General features: G+C 44.6%; 16 protein-coding genes. 4 read left to right on the plus strand and 12 right to left on the minus strand.

Annotated elements, in window-relative coordinates:
- The 3 genes from DMR_RS15355 to DMR_RS22510 all read right to left on the minus strand — a co-directional run bounded on the left by DMR_RS15355 (window position 1) and on the right by DMR_RS22510 (window position 4172).
- Window positions 1–909: a hypothetical protein gene (locus DMR_RS15355; protein WP_015861886.1), complete on the minus strand. Its 909-nt coding sequence runs from the start codon at window positions 907–909 to the stop codon at window positions 1–3.
- A gap of 9 nt (window positions 910–918) precedes the next feature.
- Complete coding sequence (locus tag DMR_RS23680; protein ID WP_015861887.1) at window positions 919–2331, minus strand: DUF3987 domain-containing protein; 1413 nt, start codon at window positions 2329–2331, stop codon at window positions 919–921.
- A 1208-nt stretch (window positions 2332–3539) separates the two neighbouring features.
- Complete coding sequence (locus DMR_RS22510; RefSeq protein ID WP_015861890.1) at window positions 3540–4172, minus strand: MucR family transcriptional regulator; 633 nt, start codon at window positions 4170–4172, stop codon at window positions 3540–3542.
- 613 nt (window positions 4173–4785) lie between these two features.
- On the opposite strand from DMR_RS22510, the gene DMR_RS24595 reads away from it, so the two are divergent.
- The gene (locus tag DMR_RS24595) at window positions 4786–5796 is read left to right on the plus strand and encodes a hypothetical protein (protein WP_015861893.1); all 1011 of its coding nucleotides are present in this window, start codon (window positions 4786–4788) and stop codon (window positions 5794–5796) included.
- A gap of 454 nt (window positions 5797–6250) precedes the next feature.
- On the opposite strand, the gene DMR_RS15365 is transcribed toward DMR_RS24595, so the two are convergent.
- From DMR_RS15365 to DMR_RS24600, 3 genes are all read right to left on the minus strand, one after another.
- Complete coding sequence (locus tag DMR_RS15365) at window positions 6251–6631, minus strand: DUF6573 family protein (protein ID WP_015861895.1); 381 nt, start codon at window positions 6629–6631, stop codon at window positions 6251–6253.
- Between the two features lie 155 nt (window positions 6632–6786).
- Complete coding sequence (locus DMR_RS15370) at window positions 6787–7614, minus strand: hypothetical protein (protein WP_015861896.1); 828 nt, start codon at window positions 7612–7614, stop codon at window positions 6787–6789.
- An 18-nt stretch (window positions 7615–7632) separates the two neighbouring features.
- Window positions 7633–7959 carry a hypothetical protein gene (locus tag DMR_RS24600; protein ID WP_015861897.1) on the minus strand — a complete coding sequence of 109 codons (327 nt, stop codon included), beginning with the start codon at window positions 7957–7959 and terminating at the stop codon, window positions 7633–7635.
- A 223-nt stretch (window positions 7960–8182) separates the two neighbouring features.
- On the opposite strand from DMR_RS24600, the gene DMR_RS15375 reads away from it, so the two are divergent.
- Entirely contained in the window at window positions 8183–8506 is a 324-nt protein-coding gene (locus DMR_RS15375; RefSeq protein ID WP_015861898.1) for a helix-turn-helix domain-containing protein, read from the plus strand.
- Between the two features lie 13 nt (window positions 8507–8519).
- On the opposite strand, the gene DMR_RS23685 is transcribed toward DMR_RS15375, so the two are convergent.
- Window positions 8520–8714 carry a hypothetical protein gene (locus DMR_RS23685; protein WP_015861899.1) on the minus strand — a complete coding sequence of 65 codons (195 nt, stop codon included), beginning with the start codon at window positions 8712–8714 and terminating at the stop codon, window positions 8520–8522.
- Window positions 8715–8757: 43 nt separating this feature from the next.
- On the minus strand, window positions 8758–8979 hold the full coding sequence (locus DMR_RS15380; protein ID WP_043600850.1) for a hypothetical protein: 222 nt from the start codon (window positions 8977–8979) through the stop codon (window positions 8758–8760).
- A gap of 399 nt (window positions 8980–9378) precedes the next feature.
- Here DMR_RS15380 and DMR_RS15385 point away from each other — a divergent pair, with 399 nt between their 5' ends.
- On the plus strand, window positions 9379–9915 hold the full coding sequence (locus tag DMR_RS15385; protein WP_043600852.1) for a MucR family transcriptional regulator: 537 nt from the start codon (window positions 9379–9381) through the stop codon (window positions 9913–9915).
- 251 nt (window positions 9916–10166) lie between these two features.
- On the opposite strand, the gene DMR_RS24605 is transcribed toward DMR_RS15385, so the two are convergent.
- The 3 genes from DMR_RS24605 to DMR_RS15395 form a co-directional block, all read right to left on the minus strand.
- Window positions 10167–10463 (minus strand): hypothetical protein, encoded by a 297-nt coding sequence (locus DMR_RS24605; protein WP_015861902.1) that lies wholly within the window; start codon window positions 10461–10463, stop codon window positions 10167–10169.
- A 159-nt stretch (window positions 10464–10622) separates the two neighbouring features.
- A complete protein-coding gene (locus DMR_RS15390; protein ID WP_015861903.1) occupies window positions 10623–11150 on the minus strand; it encodes a phospholipase D family protein in 528 nt (175 codons plus the stop codon).
- A gap of 54 nt (window positions 11151–11204) precedes the next feature.
- Entirely contained in the window at window positions 11205–11528 is a 324-nt protein-coding gene (locus tag DMR_RS15395) for a ComEA family DNA-binding protein (RefSeq protein ID WP_015861904.1), read from the minus strand.
- A 670-nt stretch (window positions 11529–12198) separates the two neighbouring features.
- Between DMR_RS15395 and DMR_RS24920 the strand changes: the two genes are divergently transcribed.
- Window positions 12199–12780, plus strand: coding sequence for a GIY-YIG nuclease family protein (locus tag DMR_RS24920; protein WP_015861907.1), 582 nt, complete (start codon window positions 12199–12201; stop codon window positions 12778–12780).
- A 248-nt stretch (window positions 12781–13028) separates the two neighbouring features.
- Here the strand turns inward: DMR_RS24920 and DMR_RS23695 are convergent, their stop codons facing one another.
- Window positions 13029–13859, minus strand: coding sequence for a DnaB-like helicase C-terminal domain-containing protein (locus DMR_RS23695; protein WP_232502811.1), 831 nt, complete (start codon window positions 13857–13859; stop codon window positions 13029–13031).
- Window positions 13860–14002: the final 143 nt, after the last annotated feature.

Consider the following 14002-nt stretch of genomic DNA (forward strand, 5'->3'; position numbering starts at 1 on the left):
TTATATTTTCCTCAGCTCTTTTCTCAGCCAAACTAGTTCACGAATTGCCTGCGTGACAATATCCAACCCGAGATGCTTGACCTCGTCTAGCCCTTTAGTCCTGTATCCTGACGTATTGTCCAAAAATTTACAGAGCAATCCAGGCGACGATAGTGCGTGTTCTGTTGCGTTTTTATTGGTTGAAATTTTAAAATCTCGATTGGCTATTGATTCTTTCATGTAAGCATCTTTTTCAGCTTGGCTTGCTAGGCTTCCGATGTGGGTGATTACTTTTTTGTTTACGACACAGCCAACCGACACACATCTGTAATACAATTCATTGTCAGCGCCAGCCTTTTTAACCTCAGAAAAATCTTTTTCATAGGCACATATTTTATCGACCTTTTCTTTGAAAATTCTTCGTTCCTCCTCTGTGTCGACTGGGCTGTTGAATGAAAAATCAAACATTTCTCCTGTCTTCTTGAGACCTTCCTTGTCTTTCCTGTGCTTGTCTATGAGCAAATTGAATACATAGAGCAGCTCATCTATCCCAAGGAAATAATATTTTTCAAGTTCTTTTCCGTAGTTATACAACTTGACGGCTTGCTCTCGTCTCCTTTTCCCGAAATTTGTAAAATTTTCAGCAGCAAATTTTGTCCAACTATCCTTTACCCGGTCAATACTTGGATTTTTGTTGTAGCGATCTTGTAAATGGAAAAGTAGCTCACCAAGCCGCGCCCAATTATATGTCCTTGTCTCGATAGCTTTCTTCCCGATGACTTCGAAGTCTAAATAAATACTGTCGATGCATCTTGCTTCATCCGGTATTGTCATGAAACTGTTTATCGACGATGCTAATGCTGTAATACTCTGAACGTTGCCAGCAACGTCAATTCCAAACTGATTGATATAACCGAGATCAATGGCCATATTTATTCCTTAAGCTATTTGGTAAACCGTCTTGCCCTTTAAATTGTTGGCAATGACTATGATTTGGTTTGTCTCTTCCAGATATTTAATAATCTTATCCATCTGATCAGCATTGAAATTGCCATTGTTTTTTAATAATTTTGGGCGAATACACGAGCCTCCTTCTTTTGCTATGTATCTCAGAATTGCTTTTGATCGCTTAGCAACTTCTGACTCCAGAATAAAATTGCTTAAAAGCCACTTTGTCGACGTGTATGCACACTTAACAACGTGGCCGCCTCCTTCAATGTCAAGGCGTTCCAGAATTGTCGACTTTTCATCTTCTGCAAGACGAAGTAACATTGCTATTTTCAATATGTATGGCGACCATCTTCTTAAGAATGGTTCTATATAATCCTTTATTTGTTTTGTTTCGCGCCGAACTTGATTGTACATCGATTCATGAACATCGTTAAATGCTCTCTTTGCGCCATTGGACAAAGAAAATTCTTTTTTGTCGTGGATACTTGTTAAAAATTTAATCATACCTGACTCTACGCGACTGTATTTGCTGTTGACATTAACGCTCGGCAACGCCTTTGGAATGTCATCCTTGATCGGAGGCAGAAACAAAAGAAACCTCGGCAAGAATCCAGAAAGAACATCTTCTTCGTTCAATAATTTTGCAATTTGACTGTGCGTTGTTGCGCCGCAAATAGATATAAATGGCTCCTCGAGAGTTATTGATCCACCTGTCTTGGTGGCTGTTTCATAAAACCGAGGGACATCATACAAATCTGCCATAGTTGAGCGCATCGACATGCTCGAGATGCCGCCTGTAAGTTGCTGCAACCATGTTCCGAATTCGGAGCTTAATATTAAGCCACCGTTCTTCTTAGACAACACATCAAGAAGTGCCGCGAAAGTCGTTCTTGTTGGCAAAAATATATTTTTCTCATACAGTCCATCTTTTTCTTGACATTGTGCCCCCTTCAGATTGTCAACTACGCCTGACCCGATCTTAGATTTATTATAATTTGCTATGATTTCTTGTATCGCATAAGCTGGACCATGAGCAATACGCTGCGCCGTGGTCTTAAACCCACCGGATTTATTAACTTCAATCATCCACAGGTTTGGATAAAGTTTTTGGAAATAGCCTTCTTTTTTTGTCGGCAGGTCATTTTTAGGAATGCAGACAGACTTTTGAACAACTGACGAAATAAGGCTTAGTGTATTGACAGTGGCAGATATTTCATCGCAACCTGTTTGAGCCCGAACACACTCGATATAATCTTTAATAAGACTTGGGAATCCTCTCGTGTCAATTGTAACACCAGTATTGTCAAGTTGATCTTCTACGGTCGCAACCTTTTGCTTTAACACCTCGTCTTTGTCTTCTTCCTGGTCAGTAGTCTTCTTGGCGTTTTTGTCATTTGCCATATTGTCCTCTCAATTTACTATAGCTTCTACAAATAAATCACGAGAGCCTGTTCGTAGCGACAAAACAAGTCGTGATTTGTCCGGATGTCTGTCTTTTTAACTCGAAGATGGACTTGAGGTGATAAGATCATTAACTTCTTAAGTTCCGAACCTACAGCCCTCACATTCCCGCCTGTCCTCCCCGGAATGACCCAGGATACTCGATGCGTAGACGTCTGCGCGTTATGTCGCGCCTCACCAACCCTCACCAACCCTCATGAGCCGGCGTATTGTCGCTACCGGGGGCGAGGCAACGCCTCCGAAGTCTCGGAGGTGACGCCGACTCCCGTGCCCCATGCAACCTCGGCAGATAATCGCGCGCGCTGGCGAGCCTCGCTGGGACGCTTTGTCTTGCCTCCCAATCACCCGGGATACTCGATGCGTCGACATCTGCGCATGGGGTAGCGCCTCACCAGCCCTCATGTCTCACTCATTGTCGCCGGCCCCTGTCGGCCATCGCCCCAGTGGAGTTGGGCAAAATGAGACCGCCGACCTTGCCAGCGCAGGACTGTTCCCTCTTGCAAACAGACCCGAAATGACCCCCAAAACATAATGCGCCGATGTCCACGCATTGTGTCGCGCCTCACTACGCCCTCATTTTCAGGCTCATTTTCGACACCGCCCTGAGGCAGGCCTGCCTTGACACGGCCAAAATTAGGAATTCCCAAAAAAATTATTAAAATTCAGTATTTTATCCTGAAAATTGCAATCCGAATTCCATCGAATTTTGCCAAATTACCGATTATATTGTATTTTTCTGAAACACGTCGCCGACGACGGCGACCGGCCAGAGCATCACCTCCGGCCCACTGCTGAATGCCCCAAACGGCCCATTTCGCCGTTTCGCCAGGCTCATTGGCACCAAACGTCGCCCCCTCGCCGAAAACCGCAGGATCGCGGCCCTGGACGCGGCTACGCACCCATGCCAGCGGCCCAGGCACGAGGCACCGGCCCGGTCCCCTCAAATCCTAATTCGAGAAGTACCTTACAGCCCTGTCAGTCGCAAGTCGGCGTGGCAGAAGAAGTGCATCTTGCCCCTCCCGCCGGGACGGGCATGGAGCCGGCGACGGCGTTGCCCTCGCATCGTGCCGGCACCCACGAACACAAAAAGGCCCGGGACGGTAAAAACCATCCCAGGCCCAGGCTATCTGTTTACTCGTGATTACGCGTTACAATTTCAGCGTGCTATCCCCCTTGTCGTCCTTCTTCTCGGGCGTTCCCGAAGCGTTGGCTTGAGGCTTGGCATCGGATTTCGGGGCCTTCGGGGTTTCCATGGGAGTGGACTTGTCGTCGGTAACGATTTCATCCACAGCCTGGGACGCAGCTTCCCTCGCGGCAGCTTCCCTGGCTTGCTTGTCCTTCCAGCGATTGGTCTGTTTCCAGGGCTCGTTTCCCTTGAGCTTGTTCGCACGCTGCTGACGATAAGTCTCCGTCATCAGGCGCTGGGTAGGGGAGTATCCACACAAATTGCGATACTCTTCCGGAGTAATACCATGGCTTTCCCGAAGATGGGGTTTCGTAATGATATCAAATTGTTTACCACAGAGGCAGCACGTGGCTTTATCGCCTTGCAGAGCATTTACGGGGTTACACTTCAAGTCTGCCTGGGTGTAACCATGCCCAGACATCTTTTTGTCAGCAGGGCCGTTGCCATCATCGCTGGCCCCGGTGTTGCCTTTAGCAATATCAGCCTTCGTTTTGGAAAGGCTCTTAATGGCCTTGTCAGTCAACTTAAGCGCGTCATCAATGGAAAGACCAGGATTAGCTTCCAAGATAACTTTCAGAATAGCTACTTCGCTCATGGTCAGTTTCTCCGACTGTAAATAGTTTACTCGTCTTTGCCCAGCCAGATATTGAGTCGACTGAATTCTTTACTCGCTCTTCGCCGTCATTTCCTGTTTGGAGTGATGTGTTCAGTCTGCCCACAGGGTCGGCATTCGTTCCAGGAAGACCGCCAGCCCATCAAAGCGACCAAGCGGCTCGATGCCGTGCCGGCCTGCTTCCCCTGGCTCGTCCCTGCCTGGCTCTCTGGCAACCATTTTTGCCATGGTGAGCTTTCCGCTTAGGGGGTGCGATTCTCCCTTGCCGATTAACCCCCTGTAGGATAACCGCCTCTATCAATAGAGGAAGTTACTCCCCGTGGGCTCATATGGGTACTTTCTAGGCCATCCCGGAAGATGCGACAATTTGCAAAAAGACTTTTTGCATAAAATCGATCAGAATTTGGGGTGCCCGAAAACATCGTGGGAAAGCTGCGGGGCTTAGGGATACCGCCTTCGACGACAAGAAAGGATGAAACGGAATCTGCCAGAGAAGACGCGTGTGACTTATTATGCCATATTGGTCTTGAATCATGGACGATTAATCTTGACTCACAACAAAACAACAACCTGGCAATGATAGGACCACAACATTATGGGCGATGAAATAAATCAGAATATCATTTTCCCGTTCTATCTTAACGAAAGAACAGGCAATACGTCTTTTATCGATGGGATTTTGACAAAACTTTTTCTAGGCAATGCAAAAAATAAAGATTCAAACCAAATCAACGAAAGAAGTCTTGCGTGCAAAATCATAAACGAATACACTAATGACATTGAACAAATACTATACTCAAAGGCCTTGGCACCGATGACAGAGTATATTCTTGAAGGCCTTAGTGCAATTTCTGACACAACAAGCATTCAAGGAATTAGCTTAAAAACGACATTTACATATTTGAAAGACACGCTCTTGAATGACGAGAGGCCAAAAGATGATGTTGTCGACGCTCTAGGAGAGCTACTGCAAACAGACACAACTTACACAGCTCACATTGGCTTGTTGAAATTTTATGGACTTGACCCTAAAACAATAAAAATTTATTTTGAAAAGATAAACAACCTCCAGGATAACGAAAAATTAAAAGCTTGCTTTTCTTCGATAGGCATTTTCGGAATGAGGTTTATAATAATAAACTACCTCATTACACAGTTCACGTCAAAAATCGAGCGAGAAAGACATTTTGATTTTAGGATATTTGGAGAAATATTTGCCTTGTATGTAACACATGTAACAGATCTTCCTGCTTCAATTGAAAGCTTGAGCACGGAATCATTGATGCAAATAATGTTGCGGACTGTATTCCATGACGGGATAATTTTTCGCGAATGGCAATTTTATGCAGAACGTTCCATTCGCGCGATGTCCACACATGGGAAAAGCCATACAATGCGTGAAACATCTAAAAAAAAGAAAGAACAACCTCTTTTTCATGCGGCACAGATTATTTTTGAAAAACTAAAAAGCCCAGACAACAACAAATCGTTAAGCGAACTTGCAGATGACGTCAGAAAATCAGCAGGATTTGAAGAGTACAATCTTGGAAAAAGACGAATTGAGGATGAAGTCAGAAAATTAAAAAAGAAACAAAAACAGCCTTAACTAAAACGTCACCATGCTTTTGTGTCTAATTTGATAGAAAGTTATTATCAATACATTCTACAAGCCAGAATAGCTTTCGATTTGCCTGTTGAAAATACACGCATTTCCCACCAAGCCCCTCATGCTGGAAGGTCAGTGCTCAAAATCCCGGGGTTTGACTTTTCGATATTCCACCACGCCTCAAATTCAGAAGAATTTATCGCCAAAAATTCCCACTTTGCTGATTGCGGCCTCAAGACGTCACGCTTCAAAAAGTGCGATACCCAGATCTCCCCTGAAAAAAGTTCCGGACTCGAACCCTTGGCGGGGCAAAGGGGGCAATAGAGCCTCCAAGTCCTGCCCCCTTACTACGTGCGCATCATGGTCTTTGATCAGCACGTAGCAATTTCATCGTAATTTAGTATAGAATCAGTGCGTGTCGCTTCAAACCCATCCCGCTCACAACGCAGCACGATTATTCGTCTTCTGGCATCATAATGGTCAACACTGGCTCGCCGTGATCACCCGGTCCCATGATCGCCAGGACGTGGGCAGTGTCCCATCGGCCCGGCTTCATGAGGAACAAGACGTCGAATTCGGCGCGGTCGCCGGCGCTGGAAGCTTTCGCTGCGATCAATGTCCGAAAAAGGAGATCATGAATACGTCCCTCAAGGGACTGACCTTCTCCTTCCAGGCCAGCCGGCGGCGCAAGGTAATCACCATACAGATGGTCAGTGACACAGGTGTTCACCTTGAAGCCTATCTCGGCTGCTTGCTCGGTGACGTCAATCAACACCCCGTCCTCGATGGCTTGTTTCCGCGTGTAGCTGAAAATGATGTTCCAGTCTTCGCCCATTTGGGTATCCTCCCGTTGGAATATTTGAATTTCCTGGGAGGATACCCTGGGGGGAGAAAGAGGTCACTACCGGCAGCGAACACAGACTGTTTGACAAGAAACGGGCGTCTTGGGATTCAAAGGAGGTGTTGAAGGCTTTGTCAGGAAAGATATATTTATCTTACAGCGCTCGACAGCAAAAGTGCAGTACCGAACGCAACATACACGATAAAAATTACCAAAGAAATTGAGAGAGGTTTTTCCCAAGATCTTTTCTGAAAAAAAGGGATATGGTCATAAAAGTATTTAACCTGTTTTCTGCCATCGAAAAACCACCACGCTGCTATGTACAAAAATTTGATGCTGGACAAATTTGCTTTTTCAAAGTTCGCATCGAATACCGTCATCGTCAATGCAAAAAGTATAGAGCCACACATCCAGTACATAGACTTCTTTTCATTCTCGATCTCGCCTAGCTGCTTCCAGTTTTTCATCTGTATAAATGACCCAAATATAGGAGTAAAAAGGAAAGACCAGGCGATTGCAGCTCCAGGATTCCACATCGTCGGAAACTTTCCAAGCGTCTTGCCTAGTCCGTCATCTTCATTAATATGAGCTTCATACTCTAACATGAAAGTCTTGATCTTTAAAATAACTCGACTGGCAGAGTTTTCAAACTTTTCAGTGCGTTTCCAATTGAAAAATTTTTTAGCCTTGAACTTATCGGTGGCCTTCACCGTCACAATGCACTTTGACACATCTTCTCTGATAAGTATTTCAACCTCAAGAGGATAGTCATCAAGAGGCAATGCAGTAAACTTCTTTCCAAAACTATACGTCGAAATATTCTTGTCGTAGGAGATTAATGTCCCGCCAATTGCGTTCATTGCATTAACAATTTTGGCAGAAACATTTTCAGCCTTCTGGCTAAGTTCAAACTCAATACCAATCATGCCATCAATAGTTTGTCCAGCCTCAAGTCCAGCACTTTTTGCTTCAATCATGATTTGCCTCCTTGATGTTTATTCATCGTTGTCGCCACTAGCAAGCTGAAGAAGCTGCGACACACTCCAATTTAGGCCAAATCCAACAAGACCAAGAATCAATAGGCCATAAAATCCAAAGAATAACCATCCAATATAACAATAAGACGCAGAAAGACCGCCAACAACTATCCACGCGAATTTTTTAAAGCTTAGCACGATAAGCATTGTAACGAATACGAGAATTGCCGCAATAAAGCTTCCGGTTTTAAATAAAACAATAATAGAAATAACTGCAACCTGAAATAAAAATGCATTTAGATTTAAGAAGCCAATGAATGCATTGGCCAATGTCGAAGCCTTCATAGTAGTCCTCTTCTTCTATTTATAACCGTATTATTTTGATGGAAACATTACGACAAAAACGTCTGGCAAGGATTTCTTTGCAAGTCCATTCAGACCTACCCTCCTGCACCTACGTGCCGGCCACCCTGAAAATAGGTAACTTAATTCCTATTTACAAGAAAAAAAGGTGAATTGTCTGGTTCGCCCCTTGCCGCCAGTCCCGTATTGGTAGCCAGGGGGAGAAATGGCTAATATCCATGAAATATTGGGAAAAAGAATCCAGTCGCTCAGGAAGAAAGCCGGGCTGACCCAACTGGAACTGGCCGAAAAAGCAAATTTATCCTTGAAGCACCTCGGGGAGATCGAACGCGGCCGGGGCAATCCTACCCTTGAAAGTCTTCACAACTTATCAGTCGCGCTCGATATCTCCCTAATGAAGTTATTTGACCTCGAAGTTGATCTGCTCACAACCAAGGTGACAGAAGAACTTGCCATAGACATTATTCAGTCAGCATCCCCGAGCGACAAAACAAAGATCCTTAAGATATTGACTGCCCTGACAGAATAGATCCAGCTAGCCATTAATCATAGAACTTCGGATCATTGTCCGTGACTTTCAGATCGTTGAACCTGCCACGAACATTATCTTCTTCTTTCCCTATCGCATTTCGAACGTTATAACGACCAACAATGACACCACCTCCGTGAGCGATTGTTTTGACCACACCGCCAACAACGACACCTAAGGCGATCCCAACGACAAATTTCAAAAGCATGATATTCCGAACCTCCATGAAAATAGATTAGATGACCAGAACGTCAGCCATTGCCTTTCGACACAGCAACTATCTGATCAAGATATTCTCTGAAAGTTGCAGTGAGATGCATGCCTATCTCTGCCCACCGCCGTACAAACACTCCTTGTACTCCTGAATCTGCCGCGCCCATGACATCAAAAAGGTGTTCGATGGGTTGAAAGCGCTTGGTGATCTCTTCGATCAGTTCGAGCATTTTGTCGTTGGATTCTGCTTCAGTCGGCATGTTCACCTCGTGATCCAGGAGGCCGGGGACCAGAAGAGGATACCCTCGGGGCAAGGGCCTGGTCACGGGGCTGGGCAGCTGATGGGGAGGCCGGGGCGATTGGTAGCGCCGCCGGCCGAATCGGACATTGGGCCTAGGCGGCCCACCCTTACGATTTGGGGGCGAGGGGCCAGGGCAATCTAGCCCGCAAGGGGAATGGGCCAGGACGGGGCCGTAGGGCGCGAATCCAAGGGATGTCCAGAGGGCCGGGGCTGGGATGCTGGCCGCCACTCCCCTCATGAGGCAACGGAAGATCAATTACTGAGCAAAGCTCATGAACATAAATTTCATTTCACGTTGACAGAAAGTCACCTTAAAGCTATCTGGCCATTTATTCATCCGAACACTAAGGAGCTAATCATGATCGATAAAGAAATTTGGGCAGAAGCTTTAAACCTGGCGAAAGACCAACTCCGACACGGCAAAGTTCATTTCAGCGAATTGGAAGTCGTAACGAAGAGCATTTACGAAAAACTGACTGCTCTCAGCGCCGGCCCGATCATTGACGTCCAGCCCGAGCCCATGAAGCAAATCGAAACTGCGCAGCATGTGAAGACCAAGAAAGGTGTCAAATGTGCCGTCTGTGGCGTAGAATTTAAGGTTTTAGGCACGAAACATCTTGAGACTCATGGTCTGACACGTAAAGAGTACATGAACAAGTTCGGCGTCACTAAGAAAGATATGTCGGTCAAGATTGCCAGAAAAACGCTTACAGGCGAAAACAATCCCCTCAAGCAGATTCAGATGATTATGAAGGAATTTGGAATGAAGCGCGGAGATGTTACTCAGTTTGTTCTGGACAATGGTTTTGACGGCATGAAATCGCTTGCTGCTGCCGCTAAAGAAAAGAATGTTGGCATTCTTGAGTTGCTGAAAGTTCCTGCTGAAGCAAAATAGACCAAGATCGACAAAAAATAGTTAGGCCCAAGCAAGAAGCCCACGTCTTCCATGTCAAAGTGGACGGCGTGGGCTTTCTATATGAGCATTCAGTCTTGGATAATGCCGTCTGCCAAAAAATCACCCTTTTCATAACTAATTTAAAACGCAAAGACGGGGCTATCCAGTCTTTTGTTGAAACAATTTAATTATAAAACAAAACGCTGGGGGAAAAATAAAAAAAACACTTACCCTAGAGCTATTAAGACTACCTATTTGACGCGAGGATCTTCTGGTTCCCATGGCGTACGTTCACACCAACCATCCACAATTTCCACGTTGTCTGCGACACTGCTCTGATCCGGTTCTTCAAGCTCAGTATAAGTATGTTCGAAAAGATCAACATGAAACGGCTTGCCGCATTTTTTGCTTGGACAAACTCCGTCAATGCTCATCACGTATGACGACTTGTCGCCCATCTCCGCTTCTTCGCTAGAGATCAATTCCCAATCAGCACATTCAACATCAAAATCATGACCGCACGACTTGCACTTGCACTTCAAGGACATGCCACTACCTCTTTGTTGTTTTCTGCAGAAATGCTATTGGCTATTATCAAATTTAAACATCGCAAGCTGAAAAGCCTACTTAAAAACCTGAGGGACGTAAAGCCCACTTGTCAATGTCTGTGATTAACTCCGAGACACTTGAAGACTGATCCCGAGTCCTTAATACTCCTCAGAATGCTCCCGATGCCGATCCCAATTGTCCATGTAGAGTTTGGCTAACCCGGGGTCTCGAATGATCAGCAGGTTCTCAGCATTCTTCTCTTCGGCTGCCTTAGTGAAGTTAAAAGACCCTGTGACAACAATCACACCGTCAATTATCATCACTTTATTGTGAGCGATGGCATGTTTGTCGTCAATCCAGACTGGAATGCCTTCATTTTTAAGAAATGTCGCCCCGGTATAAGTGGCTTTTCTTTGACTTTTATCGAGAAGAGCTTCGACCTTTACTCCCCGGCGAGAGGCATCAACAAGGGCCTTTGCTATTGGAGCAGAGGTAAAACTGTAAGCTTGCACATAGAGTGTCTTTTTAGCTTGACCAATGGCATCAACAATTGCTTGCTGTGCGCCACCCCTTGGAGAAAAGTACACACTAACAGGCGTGTCATGAAGACCAATGTCGTAGGCCTGGATGGCTCCTGGGTAAAATAGCCAGAAGCACACAATCAAAGCCGAGAGGCAAAATTTCATTGGAGCACCTTTGCGGGGGCAAGAGCATGCCTCACCCCCGCTTACTTGACTCGCCTACTTCTGCTTGGCGATGATCTTGTCTTTGATCTTGTCGTAGGTTGCGCCAGGAATGATCTTTTTGGAAACAAGCTGATCCTTCTTGGCGTAGGGACGGCCCTCAATGATCTTCTTGGAGTAGGCGTCACCAATGCCAGGCAGAGATTTAAGCTGATCTTCGGTCGCGGAATTCAGGTCAATAAGCTCGGCCTTGGCGGCAGGAGCTTCGAGCTTAGCCGGGGAGGCCGTGTTCGGAGTGGTGGCTTTCTGCCCGGCAATGCCCGCAGAAGCCATGCAGCAAACCAGCAGCAGAGCAACGATAAGCAAATACGCTTTCTTCACAGGGGATTCTCCTGGATTCAGGGTTGAAAAGGGGAGAACGCCTGCCCCAGCCTATTTCAAATTGTGCTGCGCACGGTACGCCTTGACCATTGGGTCGGTGACGTCCTTTGGGTAACAGAGCGGAGAACGGCCACCCGGTCGGCTGTAGGCACTTCTCCCGCCACAACTCCTACCGTTGCGCATGGTGTTGTAGGGACACGGGCAATTGCCAGGGTAGGAACTGATTGACTCCTTGATCATCATGTCTCGGACTTCTTGATCCGTGCCTGCGAATGATAAGACAGGAACCAGAACCAAGGCAAGCGTCAAGAAAAGTCTCTTCATAATACCGCCCCTAGGTTATTGATTTTTGTCTGCCCATAATCCTTTTTTCTCGTCCCGACATTGAGGGCCTGATTAAGCCATTGACAAATCGTATATGTTTAGATCCAATGCAAGTCAACTTCAAGCTCTAGATTTATTTCCGCGATAAGTATTTTGAAGAGAAGATCGGTCAGACGTCTTTCCATGGACTGATCTTCACCTTCCAACCCAGACGGAGGGCCTAGGTAATACCAAACTTTATTTGAATACAAATTTCAGATCACGACGTTCTGAAACAATGGATCAGATGAAATATGCCTGCAAAACCATGACCAGTCTTCGTTTCAAATAAATCCAGGAGCAGCTGATGGTTAATAATAAATTTGACCACATCTTAGACAGGCTTTTAAATCCAAAATTTTTGTATACTCGCTTTGAACTAATTCAAAATAGGAATCTAATACCGAAAAATCCAGGGATATATACGTGGTACTTCAAAGAAATATCGACACTTGTGCCTACGGACGATTGCCACGTTTTCGAAAACAAGAAATTATTATATTTAGGCATATCTCCTAGACAATCTCCATCTGCATCGATGAGCAAACAAAATCTTCAAAAAAGAATAATAAATCACTGCAGAGGTAACGCGAGTAGCTCAACGCTAAGGTTTACCCTGGGTTGCTTAAGAGGACTTCCTCTCTGGCGTGTGGGCCGACGAACGAACTTTGGGAAAGAAGGTGAGAAATCATTATCAGATTGGATGAATACAAACGCGTTAGTGACCTGGGTTGAGTACCCTAGTCCATGGGATATCGAGCATCGACTTATCTGCGAAACAAAGCCACCTTTGAATATCTCAGGGTCTTTTCATGAATTTAAAAATACAATCCTTGAGTTACGTTCACAAGCAAAACAACACGCACAATCTATCTCGCTTGCTCGGTGACGTCGATTAAGTCACCGCCCTCAATTGCCTGCTTGCGCGTATAGCTGAAAATGACACCTCATTCCTCCCTCATTTGGGCATCCTCCTATTGGAAGATTAGAACTTCTAGGGATGATACCCTGGATCGAAAAGGAGATCACAGATTTATGACATTTAAGATTTATAAAAGCCATACAAGGCAAATAACTATACAGTTTTCGTCCTTCAATGCGGCTCGCCTGTACTAACATTATTTACAACTGACAAATTTAGCAAGATACTATTCTCTCGGCATTGTTTATAGATACGTCAAATAAATCTTCATTTGTATTATAAAAAAGCAGAGAATTTATATTGAATCCGATCCTCAAGCTGCCACATGGTCCATTCTTTTGCTTAGCAAGAATGATCTCTTTAAATGTTTGTTGAGTGTTGTCATCTTCGTCAACAGACACGACTGCATTGTTTTTAATGTAAAAGACTACATCTGCATTGTTTTCTATAAACATGCTTGTGTCTATCGTGTATTCATTTTTTGTGTACCTATCCCTCGCCCCTTCCAGGTCGTCATAAATTAAAACGATTGCAGTATTTAGTTTTTCAGCTAACTTCTTAAAAGATATCAAAGCCTTTTCTATTGTCGTCTTGTCTTTAGTGACATCACCGAGCAATTGCAGAGAATCAATAACAATAAGCTTTGGGACTATTTTTGAACTCAAACATTTAGTCTGAATCTTTTTAAAAGTATATTTAGTATCACAAAAAAAATTTATCGGAGCTTTGTTAATAATTTCACCAAATTTATAAAGCTGTTTTAAGTCTCCATACCCTAGCATATTTAAATAGAAATGACTGTAACTAGTGTTTGAAAGCTGGAAAAGAATTTTTTTGACCAGCATCTCTGGCGATGCATCAAGACTGAAATAAAACACTCTATTCCCGTGATTAATTGCTGTGTTTGAACTAATATTTAGCGCAAGTGATGTTTTATGAGAGTGTGGCATACCAGCAAGTATAATTAAGTCTTTTCTTTGAAAACCTTTTGTGTAAAAATCAATTTCAAAAAAATCTGTTGGCACACCTGTGATTACATAGTCCATCCTCAATCTTGTTTCGAGTTCAGTGTATATATTAGTGAGGACGTCTCGAATATTTGTTTTTGATTTATTCATGTCTAGCTCTCGCTTCGCTAACTTGTTTTCAATGATTTAGCCACTACCTGAAAACTAGCGCTGCCCCATAC

The organism is Solidesulfovibrio magneticus RS-1 (genome assembly GCF_000010665.1).
GTDB classification, from domain to species: Bacteria; Desulfobacterota; Desulfovibrionia; order Desulfovibrionales; family Desulfovibrionaceae; genus Solidesulfovibrio; species Solidesulfovibrio magneticus.

Excerpts from the sequence above, each read along its gene's own strand:
- DMR_RS15355 (WP_015861886.1), bottom strand. The coding sequence starts at position 909 with ATGGCCATTGATCTCGGTTATATCAATCAGTTTGGAATTGACGTTGCT.
- DMR_RS15365 (WP_015861895.1), bottom strand. The coding sequence starts at position 6,631 with ATGGGCGAAGACTGGAACATCATTTTCAGCTACACGCGGAAACAAGCC.
- DMR_RS22510 (WP_015861890.1), bottom strand. The coding sequence starts at position 4,172 with ATGAGCGAAGTAGCTATTCTGAAAGTTATCTTGGAAGCTAATCCTGGT.
- DMR_RS15370 (WP_015861896.1), bottom strand. The coding sequence starts at position 7,614 with ATGATTGAAGCAAAAAGTGCTGGACTTGAGGCTGGACAAACTATTGAT.
- DMR_RS24600 (WP_015861897.1), bottom strand. The coding sequence starts at position 7,959 with ATGAAGGCTTCGACATTGGCCAATGCATTCATTGGCTTCTTAAATCTA.
- DMR_RS23685 (WP_015861899.1), bottom strand. The coding sequence starts at position 8,714 with ATGCTTTTGAAATTTGTCGTTGGGATCGCCTTAGGTGTCGTTGTTGGC.
- DMR_RS24595 (WP_015861893.1), top strand. The coding sequence starts at position 4,786 with ATGGGCGATGAAATAAATCAGAATATCATTTTCCCGTTCTATCTTAAC.
- DMR_RS15375 (WP_015861898.1), top strand. The coding sequence starts at position 8,183 with ATGGCTAATATCCATGAAATATTGGGAAAAAGAATCCAGTCGCTCAGG.
- DMR_RS15390 (WP_015861903.1), bottom strand. The coding sequence starts at position 11,150 with ATGAAATTTTGCCTCTCGGCTTTGATTGTGTGCTTCTGGCTATTTTAC.
- DMR_RS23680 (WP_015861887.1), bottom strand. The coding sequence starts at position 2,331 with ATGGCAAATGACAAAAACGCCAAGAAGACTACTGACCAGGAAGAAGAC.
- DMR_RS24605 (WP_015861902.1), bottom strand. The coding sequence starts at position 10,463 with ATGTCCTTGAAGTGCAAGTGCAAGTCGTGCGGTCATGATTTTGATGTT.
- DMR_RS15385 (WP_043600852.1), top strand. The coding sequence starts at position 9,379 with ATGATCGATAAAGAAATTTGGGCAGAAGCTTTAAACCTGGCGAAAGAC.
- DMR_RS15380 (WP_043600850.1), bottom strand. The coding sequence starts at position 8,979 with ATGCCGACTGAAGCAGAATCCAACGACAAAATGCTCGAACTGATCGAA.
- DMR_RS23695 (WP_232502811.1), bottom strand. The coding sequence starts at position 13,859 with ATGGACTATGTAATCACAGGTGTGCCAACAGATTTTTTTGAAATTGAT.
- DMR_RS24920 (WP_015861907.1), top strand. The coding sequence starts at position 12,199 with ATGGTTAATAATAAATTTGACCACATCTTAGACAGGCTTTTAAATCCA.